General features: G+C 66.0%; 24 protein-coding genes and 1 pseudogene. 14 read left to right on the forward strand and 11 right to left on the reverse strand.

Going from position 1 to position 26,811, the window contains the following annotated elements; translation table 11 throughout:
- Positions 1–8 precede the first annotated feature (8 nt).
- A complete protein-coding gene (locus tag U5A52_RS34565) occupies positions 9–908 on the reverse strand; it encodes a LysR family transcriptional regulator (RefSeq protein WP_321938466.1) in 900 nt (299 codons plus the stop codon).
- Between the two features lie 130 nt (positions 909–1,038).
- On the opposite strand from U5A52_RS34565, the gene U5A52_RS34570 reads away from it, so the two are divergent.
- Both U5A52_RS34570 and U5A52_RS34575 read left to right on the forward strand, forming a co-directional pair.
- Positions 1,039–2,472 (forward strand): M20 family metallopeptidase, encoded by a 1,434-nt coding sequence (locus U5A52_RS34570; protein WP_321938467.1) that lies wholly within the window; start codon positions 1,039–1,041, stop codon positions 2,470–2,472.
- A 25-nt stretch (positions 2,473–2,497) separates the two neighbouring features.
- A complete protein-coding gene (locus U5A52_RS34575) occupies positions 2,498–3,778 on the forward strand; it encodes an MFS transporter (protein ID WP_321938468.1) in 1,281 nt (426 codons plus the stop codon).
- Positions 3,779–3,784: 6 nt separating this feature from the next.
- Here the strand turns inward: U5A52_RS34575 and argE are convergent, their stop codons facing one another.
- The 4 genes from argE to U5A52_RS34595 are packed head-to-tail and all read right to left on the reverse strand — an operon-like array spanning position 3,785 to position 7,397.
- Positions 3,785–4,945 (reverse strand): acetylornithine deacetylase, encoded by a 1,161-nt coding sequence (gene argE / locus U5A52_RS34580; RefSeq protein WP_321938469.1) that lies wholly within the window; start codon positions 4,943–4,945, stop codon positions 3,785–3,787.
- Entirely contained in the window at positions 4,938–5,615 is a 678-nt protein-coding gene (locus U5A52_RS34585) for a DUF1028 domain-containing protein (RefSeq protein WP_321916032.1), read from the reverse strand. The genes argE and U5A52_RS34585 overlap by 8 nt, the downstream gene beginning before the upstream one ends.
- A 10-nt stretch (positions 5,616–5,625) precedes the next feature.
- Entirely contained in the window at positions 5,626–6,057 is a 432-nt protein-coding gene (locus U5A52_RS34590; RefSeq protein WP_321916033.1) for a RidA family protein, read from the reverse strand.
- Complete coding sequence (locus U5A52_RS34595; protein WP_321938471.1) at positions 6,057–7,397, reverse strand: NAD(P)/FAD-dependent oxidoreductase; 1,341 nt, start codon at positions 7,395–7,397, stop codon at positions 6,057–6,059. Before U5A52_RS34595 ends, U5A52_RS34590 begins: the two co-directional genes overlap by 1 nt.
- Before the next feature lie 172 nt (positions 7,398–7,569).
- Here U5A52_RS34595 and U5A52_RS34600 point away from each other — a divergent pair, with 172 nt between their 5' ends.
- Positions 7,570–8,496, forward strand: coding sequence for a LysR family transcriptional regulator (locus tag U5A52_RS34600; RefSeq protein ID WP_321938473.1), 927 nt, complete (start codon positions 7,570–7,572; stop codon positions 8,494–8,496).
- Between the two features lie 27 nt (positions 8,497–8,523).
- On the opposite strand, the gene U5A52_RS34605 is transcribed toward U5A52_RS34600, so the two are convergent.
- Positions 8,524–9,933 carry a cytosine permease gene (locus U5A52_RS34605; RefSeq protein ID WP_321938475.1) on the reverse strand — a complete coding sequence of 470 codons (1,410 nt, stop codon included), beginning with the start codon at positions 9,931–9,933 and terminating at the stop codon, positions 8,524–8,526.
- 291 nt (positions 9,934–10,224) lie between these two features.
- Here U5A52_RS34605 and U5A52_RS34610 point away from each other — a divergent pair, with 291 nt between their 5' ends.
- The 4 genes and pseudogenes from U5A52_RS34610 to U5A52_RS34625 all read left to right on the forward strand — a co-directional run.
- Entirely contained in the window at positions 10,225–10,548 is a 324-nt protein-coding gene (locus tag U5A52_RS34610) for a metalloregulator ArsR/SmtB family transcription factor (protein WP_321916037.1), read from the forward strand.
- A gap of 113 nt (positions 10,549–10,661) precedes the next feature.
- On the forward strand, positions 10,662–11,723 hold the full coding sequence (locus U5A52_RS34615; RefSeq protein WP_321916038.1) for an alkene reductase: 1,062 nt from the start codon (positions 10,662–10,664) through the stop codon (positions 11,721–11,723).
- A 262-nt stretch (positions 11,724–11,985) separates the two neighbouring features.
- Entirely contained in the window at positions 11,986–12,183 is a 198-nt protein-coding gene (locus U5A52_RS34620) for a DUF3562 domain-containing protein (protein ID WP_158760939.1), read from the forward strand.
- Between the two features lie 290 nt (positions 12,184–12,473).
- A pseudogene (locus U5A52_RS34625) lies at positions 12,474–12,704 on the forward strand (DUF2866 domain-containing protein); the annotation flags it as partial.
- 193 nt (positions 12,705–12,897) lie between these two features.
- Here U5A52_RS34625 and dapA read toward each other — a convergent pair.
- The 4 genes from dapA to U5A52_RS34645 all read right to left on the reverse strand — a co-directional run bounded on the left by dapA (position 12,898) and on the right by U5A52_RS34645 (position 15,899).
- Positions 12,898–13,752, reverse strand: coding sequence for a 4-hydroxy-tetrahydrodipicolinate synthase (gene dapA / locus U5A52_RS34630; RefSeq protein ID WP_321916039.1), 855 nt, complete (start codon positions 13,750–13,752; stop codon positions 12,898–12,900).
- Positions 13,753–14,094: 342 nt separating this feature from the next.
- The gene (locus tag U5A52_RS34635) at positions 14,095–14,544 is read right to left on the reverse strand and encodes a polymer-forming cytoskeletal protein (RefSeq protein ID WP_321916041.1); all 450 of its coding nucleotides are present in this window, start codon (positions 14,542–14,544) and stop codon (positions 14,095–14,097) included.
- A 55-nt stretch (positions 14,545–14,599) separates the two neighbouring features.
- Positions 14,600–14,956, reverse strand: coding sequence for a hypothetical protein (locus U5A52_RS34640; protein WP_321916042.1), 357 nt, complete (start codon positions 14,954–14,956; stop codon positions 14,600–14,602).
- Positions 14,949–15,899 (reverse strand): M23 family metallopeptidase, encoded by a 951-nt coding sequence (locus tag U5A52_RS34645; protein WP_321916043.1) that lies wholly within the window; start codon positions 15,897–15,899, stop codon positions 14,949–14,951. The genes U5A52_RS34640 and U5A52_RS34645 overlap by 8 nt, the downstream gene beginning before the upstream one ends.
- A 301-nt stretch (positions 15,900–16,200) precedes the next feature.
- Here U5A52_RS34645 and U5A52_RS34650 point away from each other — a divergent pair, with 301 nt between their 5' ends.
- Entirely contained in the window at positions 16,201–17,493 is a 1,293-nt protein-coding gene (locus U5A52_RS34650) for an aspartate carbamoyltransferase (protein WP_321916044.1), read from the forward strand.
- 81 nt (positions 17,494–17,574) lie between these two features.
- Here the strand turns inward: U5A52_RS34650 and U5A52_RS34655 are convergent, their stop codons facing one another.
- Positions 17,575–18,645, reverse strand: a complete 1,071-nt coding sequence (locus U5A52_RS34655; RefSeq protein ID WP_321938477.1) for a zinc-binding dehydrogenase — start codon at positions 18,643–18,645, stop codon at positions 17,575–17,577.
- 71 nt (positions 18,646–18,716) lie between these two features.
- On the opposite strand from U5A52_RS34655, the gene U5A52_RS34660 reads away from it, so the two are divergent.
- The 6 genes from U5A52_RS34660 (at position 18,717) to U5A52_RS34685 (ending at position 26,628) form a co-directional block, all read left to right on the forward strand.
- Entirely contained in the window at positions 18,717–19,685 is a 969-nt protein-coding gene (locus U5A52_RS34660) for a LysR family transcriptional regulator (RefSeq protein ID WP_321938479.1), read from the forward strand.
- Positions 19,686–19,890: 205 nt separating this feature from the next.
- Complete coding sequence (locus U5A52_RS34665; RefSeq protein ID WP_321916047.1) at positions 19,891–21,543, forward strand: FAD-dependent oxidoreductase; 1,653 nt, start codon at positions 19,891–19,893, stop codon at positions 21,541–21,543.
- 363 nt (positions 21,544–21,906) lie between these two features.
- Positions 21,907–22,623, forward strand: a complete 717-nt coding sequence (locus U5A52_RS34670) for a (2Fe-2S)-binding protein (protein ID WP_321916048.1) — start codon at positions 21,907–21,909, stop codon at positions 22,621–22,623.
- Positions 22,624–22,640: 17 nt separating this feature from the next.
- A complete protein-coding gene (locus U5A52_RS34675) occupies positions 22,641–23,657 on the forward strand; it encodes a xanthine dehydrogenase family protein subunit M (protein WP_321938481.1) in 1,017 nt (338 codons plus the stop codon).
- On the forward strand, positions 23,654–25,885 hold the full coding sequence (locus U5A52_RS34680; RefSeq protein WP_321938483.1) for a xanthine dehydrogenase family protein molybdopterin-binding subunit: 2,232 nt from the start codon (positions 23,654–23,656) through the stop codon (positions 25,883–25,885). The genes U5A52_RS34675 and U5A52_RS34680 overlap by 4 nt, the downstream gene beginning before the upstream one ends.
- 155 nt (positions 25,886–26,040) lie before the next feature.
- Positions 26,041–26,628 carry a nucleotidyltransferase family protein gene (locus U5A52_RS34685; RefSeq protein ID WP_321916051.1) on the forward strand — a complete coding sequence of 196 codons (588 nt, stop codon included), beginning with the start codon at positions 26,041–26,043 and terminating at the stop codon, positions 26,626–26,628.
- Positions 26,629–26,811: the final 183 nt, after the last annotated feature.

Here is a 26,811-nt window from a genome sequence, read left to right on the forward strand (position 1 = left end):
CCGAGTCCTCACAGCGCTTGTTCGATCGCCGCGATCAACGCGCTTAGCACACCTTCGACAGGGCGTGATAACCGCCGCTCGCGCATCGTCATCACGCACAGATTGCGCTGGTTGAGCGTCGGCTCGTCGAAGCGCTTCGCCACGAGCGAAAGATCGTCCGCGAGGCCCGCAAGCGAAAGCCGGCTGCCGAGCGTGATCGCACCGGCCAGCGCCGCGAACGCATGTAAGGCGCTCGAATTGTTGCTCGTGAGAATGGGCTCGAGCTTGATGCCATGGCGCGCGCAGCACTCGTCGAATAGCTGCCGCGCCGTGTTGCCGCGTTCGAGCAGCGCGACGGGATACTCGCGCAGGTCCGCGAGCGTCAGCGAGTCGCGTTGCGCGAGCGGATGCCCCGGATCGAGCAGCGCACAGACCGGCGCCTGCGCGCTGTACTGCACGTAGACCTTCGCCGGATCGCCGCTCGAAAACGCGAGCCCCAGATCGGCCTCGCCCATGGCGACCCACTGCTCGACCTGCGACGGCGTGCCCGAGCGCAGATTGAAATGCACGTGCGGCGCCGTGGCGTGATGTTGCGCGAGCACGTGGGGCAGGAACGAGCGCGTAAAGCCCTCCGTGCAGCCGATGCGCACGATGCCGTGCCCGAGCGCCTTGGCCGTGGCGATCTCGGCGAGCACCGCGTCGCCCTCCAGCAGCGCGCGCCGCGCGTGCTCGGCCAGCCGTTCGCCCGATTCGGTCAGCACCATGCCGCGCGGCATGCGCTCGAAGAGCGCCGTGCCCACGTCCTCCTCCAGCTTGCTGATCTGGCGGCTGATCGCCGAAACGGCGACGTGCAGGTTTTCCGAAGCCGCCGCCAGCGACCCCGTGCGCGCGACCTCGACGAAGTAGCGCAAGGCGATTCCATGAAGCATCGGCTTATCCGTTCAGTGCTCGTTGCGTTGCCATTTTGGCAATGCTATCCGCAAATTTTGAAATTGTTGCGAATTTTTGGCGTTCCTAGACTGCTTTCATTCCCCGCACCCAGGCATGAGAGGAGCCCTTTTGAACGAGACCCGACAAACCGCCATCGACCGCGCCTTGCGCGCTTACGACTCCGGCGCGTTCTTCACCGACCTCCAGCGCCGCGTGGGCTTTCGCACCGAAAGCCAGAATCCCGAGCAGGCCCGTGCGCTCGTCGCCTATCTCGCGGACGAGGTAATGCCTTCCCTCACGCCGCTCGGCTTCACTTGCCGCGTGGTCGAGAATCCCGCCAGTTCGCGCGCGCCGTTTCTGATCGCCGAGCGCATCGAAGACCCCGCGCTGCCGAGCGTGCTGACCTACGGCCACGGCGACGTCGTGCGCGGCTACGACGAACAGTGGCGCGAAGGTCTCGCGCCCTGGAGCGTCACCGTGGAAGGCGACCGCTGGTATGGTCGCGGCACAGCCGACAACAAGGGCCAGCACTCGGTGAACTTCGCGGCCCTCGCCGCGGTGCTGGACGCGCGCGGCGGCAAGCTCGGCTACAACGTGAAGCTGATCTTCGAAACCGGCGAGGAAATCGGCTCGCCGGGTCTCGACGCCGTGTGCGCCGCCAATCGCGAAGCACTCGCGGCAGACGTGTTCATCGCCTCGGACGGCCCGCGCGTGCTGGCCGAGCGGCCCACGCTCTTCCTCGGCTCGCGCGGCGGCGTGACGTTCGAACTGCTTGTCGATCTGCGCAAGGGCGCGCATCACTCGGGCAACTGGGGCGGCGCGCTGCGCAATCCGGGTGTCGTGCTCTCGCACGCGATCGCGAGCCTTGTCGACCGGCGCGGCGCCATCGTCGTGGACGGGTTGCGTCCGCCGCCGGTGCCGGCCAGCGTGCGCGAAGCACTCGCCGACATTGTGCTCGGCGGCGACGACGACGCCCCCGCGATCGATCCCAACTGGGGCGAGCCCGGCCTCACGCCCACCGAGCGCGTGATCGCCTGGAACACGCTCGAAGTGCTTGCGTTCAAGACCGGCAATCCCGATGCGCCCGTCAACGCGATCCCACCCACGGCCAAGGCCACCTGCCAGTTGCGCTTCGTGGTGGGCACGGACGCCGCGCGCGTGGGCGAGCATCTCGAAGCGCACTTCGCGCGGCTTGGTTTTGACGACGTGCAAGTGCGTGTCACGCAGACCTCCGCTGCCACGCGGCTCGACCCCGACGACGCCTGGGTGCACTGGGCGCTCGACTCGCTGCGCGCGTCGACGGGCAAGAAGCCCGCGCTGTTGCCGAACCTCGGCGGCACGGTGCCCAACGACGTCTTCGCGTACACGCTCGGACTGCCGACGCTGTGGGTCCCGCACTCGTATCCGGCTTGCGCGCAGCACGCGCCGAACGAACACCTGCTCGGCTCCGTCGCGCGCGAGGCGCTCGCGGTGATGGCCGGACTCTGGTGGGACCTGGGCGACGACGCCGCGCGTCTCGCCAGGACGCGCGCATCGACGCAACCCACCGACGCCCTCGCCTGAAGACCACATAAAGGTGCCCGCCGCCATGTCAGCAAAGCAACCCGTGAGCCTTGCGAGGCTCGTCATCGCCACCTCCGCCGGCAACGCGCTCGAATGGTTCGACATCGCCATTTACGGGTTCTTCGCGGCGTACATCGGCAAGCACTTCTTTCCGGCCGTCAACGAAACCGTGTCGATGCTGCTCACGTTCGGCACGTTCGGCGCGTCGTATCTCGTGCGCCCGCTTGGCGGCGCGGTGCTCGGCGCCTATGCCGACCGCCGCGGACGCAAGGCCGCGCTGATGCTCTCGGTCAGCCTCATGATGGTCGGCACGGCGATCATCGCGCTGATACCCGGCTACGAAACGATCGGCGTGACCGCGCCGCTCGCGGTGTTTGCCGCGCGGCTCATCCAGGGCTTTTCGGCGGGCGGCGAGTTTGGCGCCTCCACGGCCATGCTGATCGAGCATGCGCCACACCGGCGCGGCTTTCTCGCCAGCTGGCAGTTCGCCACGCAAGGGCTCGCCACGCTGCTCGCGGCCTCGTTCGGCTATGGTCTCGCCCGCCTCATGGCGCCTGCCGACCTCGCAGCCTGGGGGTGGCGTCTGCCGTTCTTCTTCGGACTGCTGATTGGCCCGGCGGGTCTCTACCTGCGCCGCTACATTGAAGACGCCGAGGACTTCAAGCACGCCGAGCGTACCGAAACGCCCGTGCGAGAAGTACTGGGTCACCAAAAGCGGCTCGTGCTCACGGCAATCGGCTTGATGACGGTCTCGACAGCGGTCAACTACCTGCTGCAGTACATTCCCACGTTCGCCATCCGCCAGTTGCATCTGCCTGCGGCAACCGGATTCGCGGCGACTATGGCTGGCGGCGTGATTCTCACGGTCGTCACGCCGTTCGCGGGGCATCTTTCCGACCGTATCGGACGGCGCACACAGATGACCTGCGTCGCGCTCCTCTTTCTCGTGAGCGCCTACCCGGGCTTCGCCTGGGCGACCAGCCACGCGAGTGCGGTGCCGCTCTTCGTACTGATTGCGTGGCTGGCGCTGCTGAAGTCGATCTATTTCGGCGCCGTGCCCGCACTCATGGCGGAGATTTTCCCAGCCGCGACGCGCGCCACCGGCATGTCGATCGGCTACAACATCGGCGTGACCGTATTCGGCGGCTTCACGCCGGCCATCGTCACGTGGATGCTGAGTGCGACCGGCGACAAGAGCGCGCCGAGCTACTGGCTGATCGCGACCGCCATGATCAGTTTGTCCGCGCTGGCGTACGTGAGCCGCGTGAAGGTCGCGGCCACGGTTGCACAGCGGGCGACCGCGTAAAAAGCGCTACGCGCGCGCGATATGCTCGACAAGCCGCGCCAGCATCGCATCGCAGCGGCCGAGTTGATCGACGCTCACGAACTCGTCGGGCTTGTGGCCTTGCTCCATGCTGCCAGGCCCGCATACGACGGTGGGAATGCCCGCGCGCGTAAATAATCCGCCCTCGGTGCCGAACGCAACCGTGCCGAAGTCGCGCAGCTCGCTGATCACGGCGAGCAGCTGCGCCGCCTCGCTATCCGGCGGTGTTGCCAGGCCAGGATAAGCGTTCAAGGGCTCGAAGCGGATATCGGTATCGGCGTGCACCTTGCGCATTTTCGGCAGCAGTTCCGCCTGCGCATACGACTCGATCCGCTCAGCCACCGTTTGCGCCTCGAAGCCCGGCACCGAGCGCACTTCGAAATCGAACTCGCACTCGGCAGGCACGATATTCAGCGCGCGTCCGCCCGTGACGACGCCCGTTTGCACCGTCGAATACGGCGGATCGAAACGTTCGTCGTGATGTTCGGGCTGGGCGAGTTCTTCGCCGATATTCTCCAGCCGATTGATGAGTCGGGCCGCGTATTGAATGGCATTCACGCCATACGGCGCGTACGCCGAGTGACACGCCGCGCCCTTCACGCGGCAGCGCATGGCGAGCTTCCCCTTGTGGCCGAGCACAGGCTTCATTTCCGTCGGCTCGCCGATGATGCACAAACGCGGCTTGTGAGCGCGCTTTTCGAGCTCCGCGAGCATCGGGCGCACACCGAGGCAGCCCACTTCTTCGTCGTATGAAAACGCGATATGGACCGGCACGTTCAGCTTGCGCTCGGCGAACCTGGGGACCGCCGCGAGCACGCATGCCAGAAAGCCCTTCATATCCGCGCTGCCGCGCCCGTAAAGCCGTCCGTTCTTTTCTGTGAGGCGGAACGGGTCGACGGTCCATGCCTGGCCCTCGACGGGCACGACGTCTGTATGACCCGACAGCACGACGCCGCCCTTGTCGCGCTGACCGATAGTCGCATAGAGGCTGGCTTTCGTGCGCTCGGCGTTATGAAACAGCTCGCATTCGACACCAAGATCCGCGAGATAGCGCTGCACGAACGCGATCAGTTCGAGATTCGATTCGCGGCTGACGGTCTCGAAGCCGATCAGCCGTTCAAGCAGCGCGCGGCTGGAGCGATCACTCATCGCCTGGCACTCCATAGCTTGGGGCCGCGGTCGGGTTCAACGCGCGCGTGACGTAGTCCTGCATCTGCGGGAGATACGCTTTCCACAGCTGCGCGAGTTGGCCGATGGGATCGTCGTCGGCCCAATCGACTCGCAAATCCACGATTGGCCAGACCTGCGTGTCGACGACCTTGAGCGCGGCCGAATGGACCGGGCCCGCTTCGCCGCCCGCCTCCACCGCGGCATGCATTGCAGCGAGCAGACGCTCGGCAAGCAGCCCTTGAGTGCGCTCGAATGTACGCACCATCGCATCAATGACTTGCGGCGCGGCGAGCATATTGCCCGCTGCAACACATTGATCACCGGCCGAAGCATGATGCACCCCGAGCGCGTTCTCGCCTGTGAAGTACGCGGTGCGGCCCTGCGCGTCGATCACCGTGACTTGCCGATACGCGTTGAACGCATCGGCATCGCGGGCCTGCTTCAACGCGATATGCGGCGCAAGCTCCTGCCGCTCCATCAGATCGAGGATTCGGGGCCCAAGCGCGGGCAGCGTGACATTCTGCGTCGCGACCGCGCCGACGCCTGCTCGCACCCAGGGGCAACGCGCGCCCACGGCAATACTCGAGGAACTGATGGCAATACCCAGTTGGCCGGTTTCCCGGCAACGTCCGACGATCGAGAATGTCATGCGCCGCTCCTTATGCCTCGCGAGGCGTCCAGTTCTCGGGAATCACCGCGATCACGTCGATCTCCATCAGCCATTGCGGCTGGCCGAGCGCACTCACGCACAAGCCAGTCGAAATCGGGTACACGCCTTTGAGCCACTTGCCGACTTCCTGATAGACCGGTTCGCGATAGCGCGGATCGATGATATAGGTCGTCGTCTTGACGATGTGCGACAGGTCGCTGCCCGCTTCTTCGAGCAACTGCTTGACGTTCTTCATCGCCTGCTCGGCCTGCGCGCGCGGGTCGCCGAGGCCGATCAGCTTGCCGTCGAAGTCGGTGCCGACCTGACCGCGCACGTAGACGGTGTTGCCCGCGCGTACGGCCTGACACAGATCGTTGTCGAGCGTCTGGTTTGGATAGGTGTCCTTCGTGTTGAACATGCGGATGCGGGTATGGGTAGGCATCAGTTCACTCCGATTTCGTTGAGGGTGCTTGCGTGCGATTCGTCGCACGCCTTGTTCGTGGCGAGCGCCACGCGTTCGCGTTGGGCTGCATCGCGATAGTCGAGGTACTTGCGCTGCGTGCCGATGTGATCGGCAATGTGCTTCGCGTCGTGCCACACGCCCCAGATGAACGACGAGCCTCGCCGCGACAGCCACGGCAAGCCGAGAAAATAAACACCCGGCTCCGTCGAGACGCCGCGCTGATGCTTCGGCTTGCCTTGCTCATCGAACGCGTCGACATGCAGCCAGCTGTAATCGACGGCATAGCCGGTTGCCCAGATGATCGTCGTCACGCCGGCCGCGGCGAGATCCAGTTCGCGCAGTGGATGCGCAACGCACTCGGGATCGGCCGGGATGTGGCGTGCCTCAGGATCGTTCGGCAGGTCGATGCCGTTGCGCTCGACATAAGCATCGGCAGCGTCGAGCAGCGACATCAGGTTCTCGTCGCCGCGCTTGAGATTGGCCACCAGATCCTGCTCGAACGTCACGACGCCGTTGTCGAACGATTTCGTGACGCCGACGAGCGTCATGCCTTCATGCGCGAGCCGGCGAAAATCGATGGTCTGGCCGCCATATGCGCCGCTCACGGCAATCGTCACGTGCTCGCGCCCGGGCCCTGCCACCTCCTTGTCCCATTCGCCGAGCACGCCGAGCCACCAGCAGAAGTCGCGGTTGCGATAAGCGCGCGGCGGCCGATCGTGCGGCCCGACCGACAGGTACACCGTGCGGCCCGAACGACGCAGTTCGTCGGCGATCTGCGTACCCGACGAACCTGCACCTACCACCAGCACCGCGCCGGCGGGCAACTGCGCCGGATTGCGATAGTCGGCCGAGTGCATCTGCGTGAGACGTGGGTCCTTCGGTGCGATGGCGGGAATCACCGGGCGCTGAAACGGCCCCGTGGCCACGACAACCCGATTCGCTTCGAACGTGCCGCTATTCGTCTGCACTGCGAAGCCCGGGCGTCCCTGAAGGCGTTCGACGCGCGTCACCTCCACGCCCGTGCGGATGGGCGCATTGAACTTCCTGGCATACGCGACGAAGTAATCGGCGACCTGCTCCTTGCCCGCGAACGCGTCGGGGTCCAATCCTTCGAATTCCATGCCGGGAAAACGGTCGTGCCAGGCGGGACCGTTGGCGACCAGCGAATCCCAGCGGCCCGTGCGCCAGCGCTCCGCAATGCGATCGCGCTCCAGCACGAGATGCGGCACGCCCGACTTGCTGAGATGCTCGCTCATCGCCACGCCCGCCTGACCGGCGCCGATGACCAGTGTGTCGATGGACACGTTGTCAGCCTTCATGGCTGTTCTCCTTCAAATTTGCGAATGACGTCCTGCTCGTCGAAACAAACTCTACGCGCGACGCAGGATAGGAAAAACTATTAAAATAAAATCCTCTGCATCGGATTTACCTATGCAACCGGGTGTGAACTATCGGCCGCCCAGGTTGCGCCTTTACGAGAGATTCCTTGAAATGGACGGCGTATCGATTCGCTACTCACTGCGCCAGTTGCGCTATTTCATCGCGACTGCGGAAACCCTTTCGTTCACCGCTGCGGCGAAGCGCCTGCACATCTCGCAGCCTTCGATCTCGACCGCGCTGGCCGAACTAGAGTCGTCGTTCGGCGTGCAATTGTTCATCCGCCATCACGCAAGCGGGCTCTCGCTCACCCAACCGGGCCGCGATCTGCTCGTGCATGCGCGCAGCCTCCTCAAGAGCGCCGAGGAACTGCAACTCACGGCACAAGAGCTCGACGGCGGCGTATCCGGCACCGTCTCGCTCGGCTGCCTCGTTTCGCTTGCGCCGCCGCTCATGCCGTCGCTCATCAGCGCGTTCCTGCGCGAACATGCGTCGATCACGTTCATCACGAAGGAAGCGCATCAGGACGGCCTGCTGAGCGGGCTCAGCGACGGCTCGCTGGATATCGCACTCACGTATAGCCTCGACATTGCGGAAGGCATCGCCTTCGTGCCCGTCGTCTCGCTGCCGCCTTACGTGATCCTGCCGAAAAATCACCGGCTCGCACGCGCAGCGAAGGTCTCGCTGAAGGACTTGCTGCCGGAGCCTTACGTGATGCTCGATCTTCCGCACAGCCGCGAATACTTCTCGACGCTTTTCGACGCGGCAGGCAGCCGCCCGGTCGCCGCGTTCCGCTCCGCGCAGCCCGAAGTCGTGCGCGGCATGGTGGCGAACGGTCTGGGCTACAGCATTCTCAACTTCCCGCTAGAGTCGTGCCGCACCGTGGATGGCGAGGAATTCGTCGTCAAGCGCTTCAAGGAGGCCGTTCCCGCAACGACGCTCGGCATTGCAACGTCGAGCACCGTGCGGCAACGCGAAGTGGTGAAGCGCTTCGCCGCGTTCTGCGAAAGCTATATCCGGCGCTTGCGCTTCAAACATTGATCAGTCGAAGGCGGCGATCCGCGCGATTTACTGCACCTGCGCGGACGGCTGGTTGAGCCGGCGGCGGTACGCCGTGTCGCGCGTGGCGAGCCACAAGTAAAGCGGCGTCGTGACGATGATGCCGACGAGCCAGGACAGGTCCGCGCCGTCCAGATGCGCCGAGAAAGAACCCACGTACATCGGCGTATTCATGAACGGGATCTGCACGAGAATCCCGACGGCATAGGCGATCAGCGCTTGCGGATTGAACCGCCCGTAAATGCCGCCATCGACGCGGAAGATCGACTGAACGTCGTAGTCGCCCTTGTGAATCACATAGAAGTCGATCAGATTGATTGCCGTCCACGGCACGAGCACGACGAGCAGCGCGAGCACGAGATCGACGAAATGCCCGACGAAGTCCTTCGACGCGCCCACCGCCGCAAAGCAGCACGCGGTCAGGATGATGATCGAGAGCACCGCGCGCGACTTCGCGGTAGGAATCCAGCGATATGCGAACGTCTGCAGCGACGTGATGACCGAAAGCACGGCGCCGTACAAATTCAACGCGTTGTGACTAATCACGCTCAGCAGGAACAACACGAGCATGAACGGGCCGATAGCGCCGGTCGAGGCCTTCACCGCATCCATCGTGTCGGCGCCGGCCGGAACCGCGAGCACGGCCACCGCGCCGAATACGAACGCGAGCGTCGAGCCGAGCACGCAGCCGAGGTACGTTGCCCAGAACGTCGACGCGACGCCCACATTCTTCGGCAGGTAGCGCGAATAGTCGGAGACATACGGCGCGAACGCGATTTGCCACAGCGCGGAGAGCGACACCGTCGCGAGCCAGCCGGCAAAGTTGAAGCCGCCGCGCGTGAGGAAATCCGTCGATTGCACGTGCGTGACGATATAGCCGAAGCCCACGGCGATCCCGATGCCGAGCACCCACGTGCCGATGCGATTCAGCACGTGTATGAAGCGGTATCCGATGATGCCGATGAGCCCCGACCCGAGCGCGCCGATCACGATGCCGGCGGGCACGGGAATCGACGATTGAATGCCGTGCAGCGACTTGCCTGCCAGCACGATATTCGAGGCGAAGAAGCCGACGTACATGATGCCGGCGATGACCGTGACGAGCAGCGCGCCGCGCGAGCCGAACTGCGCGCGGCTCTGGATCATTTGCGGAATGCCCATTTGCGGGCCTTGTGCCGAATGCAGCGCCATGAGAATGCCGCCCAGCGCCTGGCCGACGATGATCGCGACAATGCCCCACATGAGATTGAGGTGATAAAGCTGCACGCCGAGCGCGCCGGTGACGATCGGCAGCGGCGCGATATTGCCGCCGAACCAAAGCGTGAAGAGATCGCGAACCTTGCCGTGCCGCTCGTTCTCGGGCACGTAGCCGATCGTGTGCTTCTCGATCAGGGGAACCGCGTTGCGGTTGTCTGCCATAACAATCTCCATTGGCTCGCCTGCGTGTTTATGAAATCGGCACGCGCGACGAAGGTGCAAAACAAGTGCAGGGCCAGGGCGAAACGACCGCCCCACTCGAAACGTTGAGCGCATTAACTGACGACAAATTTCGACTGCCAAGCATTGTTTCCCGATGTTTTGCATAGGCCAAAGCTATGCAAAAGCGGGGAAGGAGAGCGCGATGTACAGCGACAACCCTATTGAAAAGAGTGTCATCGCCCATATCGTATAATTCCGATATATGATTCGGACAGTTACGATGCAACCGCAATGAAGAACCGCACAACCCCTGCACCCCTGGATGTCGACGCGATCTGCAAGGCGCTCTCCAATCCCGTGCGCCGCGAGATCCTCGCGAGCCTGCGTGAGCCGCAGGTGCATTTCGGCGACCAGGAGCTGCCGCTCGAAAACGGTGTCTGCGCAGGCAAGATCGACGCGCATTGCCAGCTTTCGCAATCCACGGTGTCCGCGCATCTGGCCGTGTTGCAGAAGGCCGGGCTCGTCACGTCCAAACGCGTGGGGCAGTGGGTGTTCTTCAAGCGCAACGAGCCGGTCATCGAGGCGTTTATCGCCCATATGAACGCGCAGTTGTGACGCCGCGGTTGTGATGCTTCAGCGACCAACATCCGCTGAAGCCGCATCGTCCGTTTCGATTCCTGTATCGCTTTTCAGCCCGCGGGCCGCGCCCGCAGACAAGGTGACCCTACATGGCAACGCTTTTCGACCCCATCCAGATCGGCGACCTCACGCTGCCGAACCGCATCATCATGGCCCCGCTCACGCGTCAACGCGCGGGCGAAGTACGCGTGCCCAACGCACTCATGGCGAAGTACTACGCCGAGCGCGCGACGGCCGGCCTCATCATCAGCGAAGCGACCTCGGTCACGCCGCAAGGCGTCGGCTATGCCGAAACGCCGGGCATCTGGTCGCAAGAGCAGGTGGAAGGCTGGAAGATCGTGACCGACGCGGTGCACGCCGCGGGCGGCCGCATCTTCATGCAACTGTGGCACGTGGGCCGTGTGTCCGACCCCGTGTTCCTGAACGGCGATCTGCCGGTGGCGCCGAGCGCCATCGCGCCGCAAGGCAACGTGAGCCTCGTGCGTCCGCAACGCGGCTTCGTCACGCCGCGCGCGCTCGCAACCGAAGAAATCGCCGGTGTGATCGCCGCGTTCCGCCAGGGCGCGGTCAACGCGAAGGCGGCCGGTTTCGACGGCGTGGAAATTCACGGCGCGAATGGTTATTTGATTGACCAGTTCCTGCAAGACAGCACCAACCAACGCACGGACGCCTATGGCGGCTCGATCGAGAATCGCGCGCGCCTGCTGCTCGAAATCACCGACGCGTGTATCGACGTGTGGGGCGCGAATCGCGTGGGCATGCATATCGCACCGCGCGGCGACGCGCACACGATGGGCGATTCGAATCCGGCGGCGACGTTCGGTTATGTGGCGCGCGAACTCGGCAAGCGCAAGATCGCGTTCGTCTTTGCGCGCGAATCGCTTGGCGATAACCGTCTCGGGCCACAACTGAAGGCCGAATTCGGCGGTCCGTTCATCGCGAACGAAAAGTTCTCGCTGGAATCGGCTCAGGCCGTGCTCGCGGCAGGCGAAGCCGACGCGGTCGCGTGGGGCCAGCTCTTCATCGCGAACCCCGATCTGGCGCGCCGTTTCGAATTGAACGCGCCGCTCAACGCGCCGAATCCCTCGACGTATTACGCGCGTGGCGAAACGGGCTACACGGACTATCCGTCGCTCGAAAGCGCAGCGTAAACATGGCATGTGTGCGGCTCATGGCCGCACGCTAACTGGCGGCCACGGCGCAGGCATTCCGCCTCGCGGTGGCCGTTTTTTACTGGAAGGCCTGAAAATGCGGGAGCGCGCGCAAGCCGCCGGTAAAGTTCACACAGATCCCTGAGTCGACACACCCGCGACACTAGCGCCCGATAGGCGGATTCAATTGGTATCCCGCGCGCGGATATCCTTGAATTCAAACCCTGCCTGCCAACCCCTCCTCGCTGACCGGAGCCAAGTCATGACGAAGACCGCCGATGTTGCCGAGATCGTTCATACCATCGCCGAAGAAACCAACACGCCGGAGGAAACGGTCGCGCGCATCTACGCCGACACGCTCAATGAATATCGCGCGCAAGCACGCATCCAGGACTATCTGCCGCTGTTCGCCGCGCGCAAGACGCGAGCGACGCTCCGGCAAAATGGCACGAAGCACTAGTCGCCCATACTAGCGGCGTGCACTGGCTGCCCGCGCTAGCCACCGTCTTTCAGATTGTCTTTACGCCGGGCGAGCGAGGCCGGCTGCTCCACCCGCGTCTTTCTGAGCGGTGCGCGCCCACAGCGGGCACGCACCGCTGCCCCCATTGGCCCTACCCGCCGCACTCGTCGCTCAGCGCCATCTCTTAAGGTTGGTTTAATTCTTTGCTGCAACCATAGGCTCAACCCCTGTTGAGCCGCCGGAACATCGGCGGCGTTTTTTTGTGCGGCAAGCCTAGGAGGAGCGAGGTCATGGTTGAAGACGATGTACTGGTGCACCTGCAGTCCCTGCTGCGCGACGGCGCGGCTTCGACGGTGGCGTCATGCCGGGTCTCCACACCGCTGCAGCATCCGTGGGGCCGCGCCTACCGGCTCGTCGAATGGACGACGCCGCTCGACGACAGCGCGCGCCGCCAGGTCGTGCCCGCCGAGAGCACAGCGCTCGATATCGCTCGCCTCGTCGCGCAGCACGTGCCCGGCCGCCGCATTCTGCTGAACGGCGAACCCGCTGCAGTCGAACGGCCGCGCACGCGCCGCCGCCGAGCATCGAGCGCCACGAACGCACGCGCGGCGCGCTAGAAGCGCCGCTTTCGGGCGGCGCGCACGCCGCATCTCATCTCGTCACGCCGCCGTCCCGCATGGACAGTGCCGCACGGGAAGTGCCGCACGGGAAGTGTCAAATCACGAGCCGCGCGAGCGACTCCTCCAGTTCCCCGCTCACGCGCGTCATCGGCGCGCGCAGTTCATTGCGGATCAACCCGCACGCTGCGAGCCCCGCTTTCACCGGCCCCGGATTCGGCTCCGCGAACGCCGCGCGCACGAGCGGCACAAGCGTGTGCCAGATCGCGCGCGCATCGGCGAGACGCCCTTCCTGCAACGCGCGCGCCATCGCCACGAAACGCTCCGGCCGCCAATGCGCCGACGCCGCGATCGCCCCGCTCGCGCCCGCGCACATCGCGCCGAACATGTCGATGTCCTCGCCGCAGAGCACCTGCAAACGGCCGTCGAGAATCAGCGCGAGGGTCTTGTCGAGCGAGCCGCCACAGTCCTTCACCGCGACGATACGCTCGTGCGCCGCGAGTTCGAGCAGGCTCGGCAACTCGATGCGCACGCCCGTGCGCGCGGGGATGTCGTAAATGATCAGGGGCTTGCGGCTCGCATCGGCGAGCGCGGCGAAGTGGCCGATCACGCCCGCCTGCGCCGGACGGATGTAGTAAGGCGCCGCCGCCAGCACGCCCGCGATGGGCCGCTCATTGAGCGCTGCGATGCGTTCGCACACCGCCGCCGTGTGATTGCCGCTCACGCCCGCCACGACCGGCAGGCCGCCGGCCGAGGCCAGCACGGTGGCGAGTACGTCGTCGGCTTCTGCGTCGCTTAGGGCGGCGGGTTCACCGGTCGTGCCGAGCGCGACAAAGCCGGCCACGCCGGCTTCGACGTAATGGCGCACGAGCGTGTCGAGCGCAGCATGATCGACCGCGCCGGCGTTGAACGGCGTAATGAGCGGAATCCAGATACCCGAAAACTCAGACATGACTTTCCTTTGAACTCGACCGTATGGAAGGTCCGCTCAGCGGTGCGCAGGAGGGAAGCAAGCCGGGAGTGAGGCGGAAGGCCGGGCGCCTTCGACTGGCTGTTCCGTCGCACATCTGACGGAACAGCAGACTCCGGTCAGATGAGCGGCTGTTTTTTGGATTTGGCTTTCAGCCACACCGATGCGGCCTGCGCGAGCGACGACACCGCGCGCGTGGCGGCGGTGACATTCGGCAGATCGTGACGGAGCGGGTGACGTGGCATGTCGCGCAGTGTAACCGAGATCGCGCATTTGCGGGCGCGCGGTTCGTACTCACTCGCGCTCACTCGCGCTCACTCGCGCTTACTCGCGCGGCAGGACCTCGAACTGGGGCGAATCGAGCAGCAGGCTCTGCATGTCGCCGCTATCGCTGCTACTGCCGGGATCGCGCTTGGTGAGCTTGCCGTCCACCGAAGCGCCGCAGTCCATCTGCAACTGCTGGTAGTAGATGTTGCCGACCACGTGCGCGTTCGGTTGCAGTTCGACGAAGTGATCGGCGATCACGTCGCCCTCTATGCGCCCGTTCACCACGATGTCGTAGCCGTGCACGTTGCCCTCGATCGCGCCGCGCTCGCTCAACACGAGCAACGTTTTCGCGCCGGGCTTGCTGGACACGTTGCCGTGCACGCGGCCGTCGAGGCGCAGCCCGTCGGCGTATTCGAGGTCGCCCGTGATCGCGATGTCCTGTGCGATCAGCGTCGCCAGCTTGGTTTGCTCGATGCCGGCTTGCGGCTTTTTCTTGTTGCTGAACATGGAAAGCTACCGTGTGGTGTGAGTGTCGATGAAGATGTGCGGCGCTCGTCGAGGCTCAGCGCGAACCGGCGCCATGGTTTCGCAGGAACACGAGTTCGGCCTGCAGCTTCGCGATGGTGGCCTGCGCGCCTTGCGCCGTGGTTTGCAGCGCGGCGCGCGCGGCGCGCTCCTGCTCGAGCCGCAATTGCGTGTCGCCGAGTTCGCGGCTCAAGGCGTCGGGCGCGACCACGGGGCAACTCGGCTCGGCTTGCGGCTTGAGCAGCCACGCCGTCACGCCCGCACCGGCCGTCGCGGCGAGCACGGCCCAAAGCGTCGCGCCACCCACGCGCCACGCCAGCGAGCGCACCGGCTGCAATTCGTAAGCGCGATCGGCATTCGTATGCGTGCGCGGGGTACGTCGCGGATCAGCCATTGATGGGCGCAACGAAGAGTGCAAGATAGTCGGCGGGATTGACGGGCTGCCCGTGCACGAGCACTTCGAAGTGCAGATGCGGGCCCGTCGAGCGGCCCGTCGAGCCCACGTCGGCGATATGCTCCTCGGGCAGCACGATCTGGCCCACCCGCACGTCGATCTTCGAGGCATGGCCGTAACGCGTGACGAAGCCGTTGCCGTGGTCGATCTCGACGGCATTGCCGTAGCCCGCTTTCGGACCCGCGAAGATCACGCGGCCGCCCGCCGCGGCGAGGATCGGCGTGCCAGTCGGCGCAACGAGGTCCATGCCCGGATGAAAGCTTAGACGCTGCGTGAACGGATCGATGCGATTGCCGAACGGCGAGCCGTTGCGGCCGCCATCGAGCGGGCGGCGGCCCGGGAACGCGTCCCATGCCGCCTCGTGCTCGGCGGCGGCCTGCTCGAGTGCGGAGAGCGTCGCGGCCATGCAGTCGATTGCGCCGTTGACGGCCTTGGCGTTCGCCTGCGCGGCGGACGCCTCCACGCAGCGGCGCGGCGCGAGCGCGGGGCCGCCCTCACCGTCGGCGTCGTTGCCTTCGTCGCCCGAGCGCGCGGGCGCGGGTGCCGTTGCAGCGCCGCGAGCCGGTTGCGCGCGCAGCCGCTGGTCGAACTGGCGCAATTGCGCGAGTTCTGCCGCGAGCCGCTCGATGCGCGGATCGAGCAAGGCGATGGAGGCGTCCATGCGCCCGATTTCACCGACCACGTAGTGATGCTGATTCGCCCCGGCGGGACCGGACGCGACCGGAGCGCGCGCGAAATGGCCGATGGCCACGCCGCCGGCGAGCGCAAGCACGGCCGCCGCGCACGCCGAGGCGATCGCAGCGCGCCGCGCTGTCTCATGCGTGACGAAGCGGACGTCGCCCTTGGTGAGATCACCGGCAGAGCTGGACCACGGCAATTTCATGGCTGGCTCCGTGAGGACCGTGCGAGTCGCACGCTCGCACAGCGGGAGCGCAATGCGGGAGGTAAAGCGGACATCTTTGGCTGCCACGGCCGGCGGACGCCGGCCCGGAAAAATTCAAAACGTCGATTATCGTGGCGTCGCAAAAAGCGCTATCCCAAATTAAGGGCCACACGGCTTGACCGGCGATTTTGCGGGCGCGGCAACGCCCCTCGAGCGCTCTTCCGACAAAAGAACTTGACTTCTCGCACCGCCGAACTAATATACGCACCGCGTACATCAACCAGAACTCACGGGTGCCAGCATGAGCGTTCCGCAACAAGCCTTCCTCCGTGACGCCATGCGGCGTCTGAACATGACCCGCGACGCATTCGCGAGCCGCATCGGCGTATCGCGTCGCGCGCTCGACACCTGGCTCTTGCCCGAGGAGTCGCAGGAATCGCGCGCCATGCCGGAGATCGTCGAGCGCTTCGTTTCGGAAATCGTCGGCAACGGCGAGCCGCGCGAAGACTATACGCAAAGCGTAGATTCGCGTTCGCTCGCGAGCCAGATGCAGTTCGAAGGCAAGCCGCAGCTGCTTTCCGTGGACCAGTTCTCGCGCGACTCCGTCGAAGCCCTGTTCCGCGTGGCCGACATCATGCAGCCCATCGCGCGCCGCCGGAAAATCTCGCGCGTGCTCGAAGGCGCGGTGCTCGGCAACCTGTTCTTCGAAGCCAGCACGCGTACGCGCGTGAGCTTTGGCGCCGCGTTCTGCCGCCTGGGCGGCTCGGTGTGCGACACGACCGGCTTCACGTTCTCCTCGATGGCCAAGGGCGAATCGATTTACGACACGAGCCGCGTGATGGCCGGCTACGTGGACGCGATGGTGATTCGGCATCCTGATCAAGGCTCGGTGGCCGAATTCGCGCGCGCGGTGAACATTCCCGTGATCAATGGCGGCGACGGTCCCGGCGAACACCCGAGCCAGGCGCTGCTCGACCTCTACACGATCCAGCGCGAGTTCTCGCGTCTGGGCAAGATCGTCGACGGCGCGCATATCGCGCTCGTGGGCGACCTCAAGTACGGCCGTACGGTGCACTCGCTCGTGAAGCTGCTCGCACTGTATCGCGGCATCAAGTTCACGCTCATTTCGCCGCCGCAGCTCGAAATGCCGGCGTACATCGTCGACAAGATCTCGACCAATGGACACGTGGTCGAGCAAACGCACGACCTGCGCGCAGGTCTGCGCGGCGCGGACGTGGTGTACGCCACACGCATCCAGAAGGAGCGCTTCGCCGACGAGTCGTTCGAAGGCTACACGCCCGAATTCCAGATCAACCAGGCAACCATGGACGAGTGCTGCAGCCCCGAAACGCTCGTGATGCACCCGCTGCCGCGCGACAGCCGCCCGGGCGCCAACGATCTTTCGACCGATCTGAACCACGATCCGCGCCTCGCGATCTTCCGCCAGACCGACAACGGCATTCCGGTGCGCATGGCGATCTTCGCGGTGCTGCTGGGCGTGGAAAATCTCGTGCAGCACTCGATGCGCGACGCAGTGTGGCGTCCGCCCGCCTACCTCGGCCCGGACGACGCCGTGTTCCACGGCATCGACTAACACTCGTTGCACTCGCAACGAAATCGGCCCGCAAGCGTCAGTCGCGCTTGCGGGCCGATTGGCTTTGGGAGCGTGTGCGCTTTACGACGTGCACACCGCAACGCACGTGAGCCCTTCGGCCTTTTCCGCCGCGTCGATCGCGGTCTCCAGCGCATCGAACGCGTGGCGCTCCACTTCGATCGCATCGAGCGGCAACTGGCCCGACTGCACGAGCGCGATCAGCGCGCGGTAGTCCGCGCCGCTGTACATGAAGTGACCCATCAACTCCCAGTTGTTGAGCATCATCTCCCCATACTTGATCGGCAAGTCCACCTCCATGCTGCCCATCAGCACCATGCGGCCATTGCGGCGCAGACTGCGCAGCGCCGATAGCGTGGCGCCCGGGTCGGTGGCGTGGCCGACCATGTCGAAGGCGAGATCGGCGCCGCCGTTCGCGGCGGCGCGGATGGCCTCCACGTCGCGCGCCATCTCGCCGCTGAGCGCCACCGTCACCACGCGACCGCCGCCGAGCTTCTCGAGCGGCGCCAGCGCCGCGGCGCGCCGGCCGAGCGCCACGACACGGCCCGCGCCGAGCGCGAGCGCATCGAGCACGGCGGCCGAGCCAAACGCGCCGGCTGCACCGTTCACCACCACGGTTTCACCTGCCGCGAGCCGGCCTCGGCGCAGCCCGCCGAACGGCACCACGAGCTTGCCGAGCGCCGCGAGCCGCGCCGAAGGTACGTGATCGAGGCCGTCGAGCGGGAACACCGTCGAGGCCGGAAACTCGACCGCCTCGCGCAGCGTGCCGTGCGGGAAATCGCCGAGCATGGGTGCGCTGTCAGGGCTGATCGCCGTCAGCCCGATCAGCGCCTGAGCGGGCTCGCGCAGCGCTTCGTCGGCAATCCAGTAGGGGCTCAGCGCCACGCGCTGGCCTGCGCGATAGCCATACACGCCTTCGCCGACCGCAAGCACCCGGCCGATGGCGTTGGTCCCGGGCGAAAACGGCCCCGGCGGGTAGCCGTAGGGCAGCTTGCCCTGCACGTACTGGCGCGTGTAGCTCAAGAGCGGCACGGCCTCCACGCCCAGCAGCAGCGCGCCGCGGCGCGCTTCGGGTTGCGGCACCTCGCACAGCGCGAGCGGCTGGCCCGGTTGATCGAGCATCCATGCTTTCATGACTTCTCCTGGTGGAAAGGGTGTTCACGGCTGATCTGACGGATTGAACTCTAGGCGAGCGAGACGTATTCTTGAAATCAATCGCCGACATTCCACCTATCACCGTGATTGATCTCTCTGGCATCGATCTGAACCTGCTCGTGTCGCTCGACGCCCTGCTCGCCGAGTCGAACGTGACGCGCGCCGCCGCGCGCCTGAATCTCACGCAACCGGCCGTTTCGGCACAACTCGCGCGACTGCGCCAGTTCTTCGACGACCCACTGCTCATTCCCGCCGCCACTGGCCGCGGCATGACGCCCACGGCGCGCGCGCTCGAACTAATGGAGCCGCTGCATGCGGCGCTCAAGACGCTCGAAACCGTGGTGCGCCGCGAGCCGGCCTTCGATCCGCTCACGGGCACGCGGCGCTTCGTGGTCGCCGCGAGCGACCAGTGCGTGGCCGTGCTCGGCCTGCCGCTGATGATCGAATGGCCGCGCGTGGCTGGGCCCGGGCTGCAGCTGGCGTTCATCGCCATTGAATCCGGTTCGCTCGCGGAGCGTTTCGAGCGCGGCGAAATCGACTTGCTGCTCGGTTCCGCGCAGCAGGTGCCGCCCACGCTGAAGGCCAGAAAGCTCTACGACGAACGTTTCGTCGTGGCGCAGCGCAAAGGGCACCCGCGCGGCGGCACCGCCTTCGACCTGGACAGCTATTGCGCACTCGAGCACGTGCTCGTTTCAACGAGCGGCGCGAGCTTCTTCGGCTTCATGGACGAGCATCTCGAAGCGCTCGGCCGCCGCCGCCGCGTGGCGCACTCGGTGCAGCACTTCACGCTCGTGCCGGAGGTGCTTGCACGCACGGATTACGTGGCGACGCTGCCTTACCGGCTCATCGCGCGCTACCGGGACCGCGTGGACCTGTTCGAGCTGCCGTTCGAGGCACGCGGCTTTTCGATGCATGCGGCATGGCATCCGCGCAATCACGCCGACCCCGCGCTCGTGTGGCTGCGCGAAACCGTGGCTGCGCTGACTACCGGCGACATGGTTAGCGATCCTCTCGATTGAAACGCGCGCGCAATTCGTCAGTCGATTGATTCGACGAACAACCAGGCGAACCCAGGAATACCCAGGAAACCCCAGGAAAGCGACCGCATGCGCGCCAGCTATACTGCATGAGACGTCAAAAAAACGGCCGCGCCGCCACACCCAGGCACGGTCCTCACGCCGCTGTCCCATCGTCGTTTCCTGCTTGCCCGCTACTTGCGAAGCCATGCTGACTCCAGACGAAATCCGCGCGGTCCCGCTTTTCTCCACGCTCCCCGAAGCCGAACTCGAACGCCTCGCCCAAACCTCCGCGGATCTGCATCTGAATCCCGGCGAATACGCCGTGCATGAAGGCGGCGAGCGCGCGCTGTATGCCGTGCTGTCCGGCAAGATGGAGGTCGTGAAGCTGTTCGACGGCGTCGAGCGCACGCTTGGGTGGCGCTTGCCCGGCACGATCTTCGGCGAGGTGCCGCTCGCGCTCAGCTCGCCCTTTCCGGGCGCGTATCGCGCGGCCCTGCCCTCGCGCGTCATGCGCGTGGATGCGCAGCACTACTACTCGCTGGCCGCCGCCTCGTCCGACGTCGCCACGCGCATGGGCGCGCTCGCGCGCGAACGCATAGGCGGCTTGCAGGGCCTTTCCGCTGAGCCGCCGAAAACGCGCGTGACGCTCGTGGGCGCGCGCTGGGACCCGGCCTGCGCGAATCTGCGCCAGTTCCTCGCGCGCAACCAGATCAGCTGCGAGTGGATGACGCCCGATGCGCCCGAACTCAAAGCGCGCTGGAGCGGGCCGTGCCCCGAAGAGCAGGACTGCCCGACGTTACGTCTCGCCGACGGCACGCTGCTAAGCCGCCCCGCGACGCGCGACCTCGCGGAACGCCTCGGGCTGCAAACCCAGCCACGCCTCACGGAGTACGACACGCTGATCATCGGCGGCGGCCCGGCCGGGCTTGCCGCCGCTGTCTATGGTGCGTCGGAAGGACTCCGTACCATTGTGGTGGAGCGTGAAGCGCCGGGCGGCCAGGCCGGCACCTCGTCGCGCATCGAGAATTATCTGGGCTTTCCTGGCGGCATTTCCGGCGACGAACTGGCGAGCCGCGCATTGCAGCAAGCCAGGCGGCTCGGCGCGGAGATCCTCGTCACGCGCGCCGTCGCGCGTGTGGATACCGCCGCGCGCGAAGTCCATCTCGACGGCGGCGACATGGTGCGCGCGCACACACTCATTCTCGCGACGGGCGTCACGTGGCGGCGCCTGGCGATCGAGGGCTTCGACCGCTTCATCGGCAAGGGCATTTATTACGGCGCGGCGCGCAGCGAAGCGAGCGGAACGCACGGACTCGACGTGTATCTGATCGGCGGTGGCAATTCGTCGGGACAGGCCGCGCTGTACTTCGCCAATCATGCGCGCGCCGTCACGCTCGTCGTGCGTGGCGAATCGCTCGAGAACAAGATGTCGCGCTATCTCGTCGAGCAGTTGGCCGGCAAGGAGAATGTGCGCGTCGAGCTGAATTCCGAAGTGGTCGGCGTGCACGGGGAGACGCATCTCGACGCCATCGACGTGCTCGACACGGCCAGCGCAAGCGTGAGCCGGCGCGAATGCGGCGGCCTGTTCGTGTTCATTGGCGCCGACGCGGAAACGGGCTGGCTGCCGCCCGAGATTGCCTGCGATAAACGCGGCTACGTGCTGACCGGCGACGATGCCGTGAAAGCCGGGCGCTGGTCGCACCGCCGCGATCCTTACCTGCTCGAATCGAGCGTGCCCGGCATCTTTGCCTGCGGCGACGTGCGGCTGAGCCCGGTCAAGCGCGTGGCCTCCGCCGTTGGTGAAGGCAGCATGGCGATCGCCTTCGTGCATCGCTACCTCCAGGAAGACCGCGCGTAGTATCTCGCCGAACAGATCGCCGCTCGCGATCTTTCAATACGCTTTTTCCCTCTTGCAGCACGGCATTTCTGTCCACTGCGCCAGCTTCGCGCCGGGCTGGCGTCAGTCATGGGACAGCGTTGCGCCATCAAGCAATGTGCAGCGAAAAATTCACACGCAAGCGCTTTACTTTCGGGTTCGAGAAGTGCAATTTGCAGTTCTGCCATGCCCGGCTGAGCGGCCGCGGCATTGGAATTGCTGCACGAAAGACGCACCCCGCTGCGCGAAGAAACCCTGCGCAACCCCGCGCGGCCGGCGCCTGAAGTCCCGCGTTTGAAGTCCCCGGTTCACGTTCCGTCTTCATTCTGGATTCCGCAGAACGCCATGTCCAACGAACGTCCCCTCGATGCGCCGTGCGATAGCGACGACGCCTCCCAGGCTTCCCCCTCGCGCGCGCCCGCCGACGTCACGCGCCGCCGCTTCCTGCAATCGGCCGCTGCCGCTGCCGCACTGAGCGCAACGCCTCATCTGCATGCGCAGAACGCGCCACCGGCCACCGCCCCAACGCAAGCTCCGCCGCCTGCACCCGCGCAACCGGTCAGGCTCGATATCAACGGCCGCGAATATGCGCTGCATATCGAACCGCGCGTTACGCTGCTCGATGCGCTGCGCGACTATGCGGGTCTCACCGGCACCAAGAAAGGTTGCGACCGCGGCCAGTGCGGCGCATGTACGGTGCTCGTGGAAGGACGGCGCATCAACAGTTGCCTCACGCTCGCGGTGATGCACGAAGGTCAGCGCATCACCACAGTCGAAGGGCTCGCGGGCGCGGCCGCGCTGAGTCCTGTGCAGCGTGCCTTTGTCGAACACGATGCCTTCCAGTGCGGCTTCTGCACGCCGGGCCAGTTGTGCTCGGCAACGGCATGCCTGAGCGAATTCACAGCAGGTACGGCGAGCGCCGCCACGCCCGACGTGCGCACACGCCCCGCGCAACTGAGCGACGCCGAAATACGCGAGCGCATGAGCGGGAACATCTGCCGCTGCGGCGCCTATGTCAACATCGTGGCCGCCGTGCGCGACGCGCACACGGCCAGCGCCTGAGTCACGGAGGCACGAACATGGATGCCATCTCGTACCAGCGCGCCGCCGACGTGAACGGCGCGATCGCCGCCGCGCAGCGACCCGGCGCGGTGTTCATCGGCGGCGGCACGAATCTGCTCGATCTCATGAAAGGCGGCATCGCGCATCCGGTGACGCTCATCGACATCACGCGCATCGAGACGCTCGATCAAGTCGAAACGCTGCCCAACGGCGGCCTGCGCATTGGCGCGCTCGTGCGCAACAGCGACGCGGCCAATCACACGCTCGTGCGCACGCAATACCCGCTGCTCTCGCAGGCGCTGCTCGCAGGCGCTTCGCCGCAACTGCGCAACATGGCGACCGTGGGCGGCAATCTCATGCAACGCACGCGCTGCGCGTACTTTTACGACACCGCTTTCTCCCAATGCAACAAGCGCGCGCCCGGCAGCGGCTGCGCGGCGGTTGGCGGCTTCAACCGCATGCATGCGATCCTCGGCGCGAGCGCGCAATGCGTGGCCGTCAATCCATCCGATATGAGCGTCGCGCTCGCGGCGCTCGACGCCACCGTGCAGGTGAGCGGGCCGCGTGGTCAACGTTCGATTCCGTTCGCCTCATTTCATCGCTTGCCTGGCGACCGGCCCGATCTCGACACAATGCTTCAGTCAGGTGAACTGATCACTTCGGTCGACTTGCCCCCGCCCTTGTTCAGTGAGCACTCGCACTATCTCAAGGTCCGCGACCGCGCGAGCTATGCTTTCGCGCTCGTCTCCGTCGCGAGCGCGCTGCAACTCGACGGCCACCGCATACGCACGGCGCGCATCGCGCTGGGCGGCGTCGCGCATCGGCCCTGGCGCGCGAGCGTGGCGGAGCAGCATCTCGCAGGAAAAACACTCAGCGCGACGACGCTACGCGAAGCCGCAGCGGCGGAACTCGCCCAGGCGAGACCGCTGAGCGGCAATGCCTTCAAGGTCGGGCTCGCGCAGCGCGCAATCATTCGCTCGACGCTGCTCGCCGCAGCCGGCACGCAAGGTCAAAACACCGGAGAGATTGCATGAGCACGCTGACCGGACAACCGATGGACCGCATCGACGGCATGCTCAAGGTCACGGGCGGCGCCCTCTACGCGAGCGATTTCCCGCAAACGCGGCTTGCCCATGCCGTGCTCGTCACCAGCACGATGGCGAGCGGCACGATCGCGTCGATCGACGCGAGCCGTGCGCAGTCCATGCCCGGCGTGCTGCTCGTCATGACGTACCAGAACGCGATGCGCCTGCCCAACGGCGGGCGCTCGCCGCTCAAGCCGCCCGCCGGACGCCACCTCACGCTGCTGCAGGACAACGTCGTGCGCTACAGCAACGAGCCTGTCGCGGTCGTCGTGGCCGACACGCTCGAACACGCGACGGATGCCGCGCGCCACCTCGACATCGCCTACTCGCCAACGCAGGCCACGCTCGACTTCAACCGCGCGAAGGGCGACGCGCACGCGCCGCCAAGCCCGATGGGCCGCCCGGTCGAATCGACGCGCGGCAACGTCGAGGCCGGCATGAACGAAGGTGCGGTGCGGCTCGACGCGGTCTACACGACGCCCACGCAGTTCCACAACCCGATGGAGCCGCACGCGACGTTGGCCCATTGGGACGGCCCCGACCTCACGCTCTACGACGCCACCCAGGGCGTGAGCGGCGCGCGCAACGCAGTGGCGGCCGTGTTTGGCATCGCGCCGGACAACGTGCGTGTGATCTCGCCGTTCCTCGGCGGCGGCTTCGGCTCCAAGGGGTCGTCGTGGTCGCACGTGAGCCTGTGCGCAATGGCCGCGAAGCAGACCGGGCGCCCCGTGCGCCTCGCGCTCGCGCGCCCGCAAATGTTCGGCTCGGTCGGCTCGCGCCCGCACACGGAGCAGCATCTCTCGCTCGCCGCGCGCGCGGATGGCACGCTTTCGGCCCTCCGCCACGACACGTTCGCCCACACGTCCTCGTTCGAAGACTGGCTCGAGATGTCCGGCCTCATCACACGCATGATGTACGCGGTGCCCAATTGCAGCACGAGCCATCGTGTCGTACCCCTGAATGTCGGCACGCCGACCTTCATGCGCGCGCCCGGTGAAACCACGGGCTCATTCGCGCTCGAATCCGCCATGGACGAACTGGCATGGCAGCTGAAGATGGACCCGGTTGCGTTGCGCCTGAAGAACTACGCCGAAAGCGAGCCGCAGGACGGCAAGCCGTGGTCGTCGAAAGCGCTGCGCCAATGCTATGAAACGGGCGCGCAACGCTTCAACTGGTCGCGGCGCATCGCCACGCCGCGCGCCATGCGCAACGGCAATACGCTCATCGGCCTTGGCATGGCCAGCGCGACCTACCCCGCGAATCGCAGCGAAGCCGCCGCCGTGGCGCGTATCTTGCCCGACGGCACTGCGATGGTAGCGTCGGGCACTCAGGACATCGGCACCGGCACTTACACGGTCATGACCCAGGTGGCCGCCGACGCGCTCGGCTTCCCGCCCAGTCGCATCCACTTTGCGCTGGGCGATTCGACCTTGCCGCAAGCGCCGGTTTCGGGCGGCTCGCAGTCGGCGGCAAGCGTCTCGCCCGCCGTGCAGGCCGCCTGCACCGCCGTGCGCGACAAGCTCGTCGCGCTCGCGCGCGCGGACCGCGGCTCGCCCGTCTACGGTCTCGCCAACGACGACGTGAGCGTGCAGGACGGCTGGGTCGTGAGCCGCAGCGACAGCTCGCGCCGCGATCCGGCCGCCGCCGTCATCGCACGCGCGGGCGGACAGCCTTTGGAGGCGCAGGTCGCGACCAGGCCCGGCGCGGAAAAGCAGCAGTACGCGTTTCACTCATTCGGAGCGGTGTTCGCCGAAGTGCATGTCGATGCCGATACGGGAACGATGCGCGTGGCGCACATAGTCGGCGCGTACGACGTAGGGCGCGTGCTCAACGAAAAGACCGCGCGCAGCCAGTTGATGGGCGGCATGGTGTGGGGCGTGGGCACGGCCCTGCACGAAGAGGGGCTTTTCGACACGCGCATGGGCCGCATTGCGAACAACAATCTCGCGGAGTATCACGTGCCCGTGAACGCGGATATCCGCGAGCTGGACGTGCTGTTCGTGGGCGAGCCGGATCTGCGCTTCAATCCGCTCGGCGTGCGCGGCATCGGCGAGATCGGCATAACCGGCGTGCCTGCGGCCATTGCAAACGCCGTGTATCACGCCACCGGCGTGCGCGTGCGCGATTTGCCGATCACGCTCGACAAGGTCGTTCCGCAGATGAATTCGCTCGTATGACCGGCACTGTGCGGCCTGCAATGACGATCCTGCACCCGCATAGTGCATGAGCGGCTAATCCTTGCGGCGCAAGGCAAATAGCGCGGGCGGGGCTTGCCTCGCGCGCGCTTGCGCCGCACAATCACTGCTCCCCCTCTTCGCGGGCGTTCACACCCATGGCCTATGCTTCGTTCGCCACCGGCGTGTTGCTCGCCGCCGGCACCGGCTCGCGCTTCGATCCCAACGGTCTGCGCAACAAACTCCTCGCCCCTCTCCCGGAAGGCACATGCGTCGCGCGCGAGTCCGCGCAACGGCTGCTGCGTGTCGTGCCCAAAGTGATCGCCGTGGTGCGTCCCGGGGCGGAAACGCTCGCGCACGTGCTCAACGACGCGGGCTGCGACGTCGTGTTCGCGCCCGACGCCGCGCGCGGCATGGGCGCGAGCCTCGCTGCCGGCGTGGAAACCGATCATGACGCGGAAAGCTGGATCGTCGCGCTGGCCGACATGCCCTGCATTGCCGTCGCATCGATCGAAGCTGTGGCGCGTGCGCTGGACGACGGCGCGTCGCTCGTCGCACCGTTCTATCGCGGGCAGCGCGGACATCCCGTGGGCTTCGGCTACCCGCATCGCGCAGCGCTCGTCGCGCTCGATGGCGACGCGGGCGCACGCGCCCTGCTGAATGCGCACCCGCTCACGCGAGTCGAAGTCGACGACCCCGGCATTCTGCGCGACGTCGACACGCCAGCCGACCTCAACGGGCTTTGATTCGGCGCCCCCCGCGCTGAGATGGTTCGATTGTTCAATTGCGAGTGCCTGGCATGCAAACGATCGCCTAGGCTATAAGCTGACGCGCACCTTCCAGCCGTCCGCTTTAGCGCAAGAGGACCTCGCGATGATCTGCTCGCACACGAACCCGCTTCCCGATCCGCTCGCCGATCCGACACGGGA

The organism is Paraburkholderia sp. J8-2, from assembly GCF_905220195.1.
Taxonomy (GTDB): domain Bacteria; phylum Pseudomonadota; class Gammaproteobacteria; order Burkholderiales; family Burkholderiaceae; genus Paraburkholderia.

Coding starts and splice junctions, on each gene's coding strand:
- U5A52_RS34610 (WP_321916037.1), top strand. CDS start 10,225: ATGAAGAACCGCACAACCCCTGCACCCCTGGATGTCGACGCGATCTGC.
- U5A52_RS34620 (WP_158760939.1), top strand. CDS start 11,986: ATGACGAAGACCGCCGATGTTGCCGAGATCGTTCATACCATCGCCGAA.
- argE (WP_321938469.1), bottom strand. CDS start 4,945: ATGAGTGATCGCTCCAGCCGCGCGCTGCTTGAACGGCTGATCGGCTTC.
- U5A52_RS34685 (WP_321916051.1), top strand. CDS start 26,041: ATGGCCTATGCTTCGTTCGCCACCGGCGTGTTGCTCGCCGCCGGCACC.
- dapA (WP_321916039.1), bottom strand. CDS start 13,752: ATGTCTGAGTTTTCGGGTATCTGGATTCCGCTCATTACGCCGTTCAAC.
- U5A52_RS34565 (WP_321938466.1), bottom strand. CDS start 908: ATGCTTCATGGAATCGCCTTGCGCTACTTCGTCGAGGTCGCGCGCACG.
- U5A52_RS34670 (WP_321916048.1), top strand. CDS start 21,907: ATGTCCAACGAACGTCCCCTCGATGCGCCGTGCGATAGCGACGACGCC.
- U5A52_RS34665 (WP_321916047.1), top strand. CDS start 19,891: ATGCTGACTCCAGACGAAATCCGCGCGGTCCCGCTTTTCTCCACGCTC.
- U5A52_RS34675 (WP_321938481.1), top strand. CDS start 22,641: ATGGATGCCATCTCGTACCAGCGCGCCGCCGACGTGAACGGCGCGATC.
- U5A52_RS34600 (WP_321938473.1), top strand. CDS start 7,570: ATGGACGGCGTATCGATTCGCTACTCACTGCGCCAGTTGCGCTATTTC.
- U5A52_RS34640 (WP_321916042.1), bottom strand. CDS start 14,956: ATGGCTGATCCGCGACGTACCCCGCGCACGCATACGAATGCCGATCGC.
- U5A52_RS34645 (WP_321916043.1), bottom strand. CDS start 15,899: ATGAAATTGCCGTGGTCCAGCTCTGCCGGTGATCTCACCAAGGGCGAC.
- U5A52_RS34635 (WP_321916041.1), bottom strand. CDS start 14,544: ATGTTCAGCAACAAGAAAAAGCCGCAAGCCGGCATCGAGCAAACCAAG.
- U5A52_RS34575 (WP_321938468.1), top strand. CDS start 2,498: ATGTCAGCAAAGCAACCCGTGAGCCTTGCGAGGCTCGTCATCGCCACC.
- U5A52_RS34585 (WP_321916032.1), bottom strand. CDS start 5,615: ATGACATTCTCGATCGTCGGACGTTGCCGGGAAACCGGCCAACTGGGT.
- U5A52_RS34615 (WP_321916038.1), top strand. CDS start 10,662: ATGGCAACGCTTTTCGACCCCATCCAGATCGGCGACCTCACGCTGCCG.
- U5A52_RS34605 (WP_321938475.1), bottom strand. CDS start 9,933: ATGGCAGACAACCGCAACGCGGTTCCCCTGATCGAGAAGCACACGATC.
- U5A52_RS34590 (WP_321916033.1), bottom strand. CDS start 6,057: ATGCCTACCCATACCCGCATCCGCATGTTCAACACGAAGGACACCTAT.
- U5A52_RS34595 (WP_321938471.1), bottom strand. CDS start 7,397: ATGAAGGCTGACAACGTGTCCATCGACACACTGGTCATCGGCGCCGGT.
- U5A52_RS34650 (WP_321916044.1), top strand. CDS start 16,201: ATGAGCGTTCCGCAACAAGCCTTCCTCCGTGACGCCATGCGGCGTCTG.
- U5A52_RS34655 (WP_321938477.1), bottom strand. CDS start 18,645: ATGAAAGCATGGATGCTCGATCAACCGGGCCAGCCGCTCGCGCTGTGC.
- U5A52_RS34680 (WP_321938483.1), top strand. CDS start 23,654: ATGAGCACGCTGACCGGACAACCGATGGACCGCATCGACGGCATGCTC.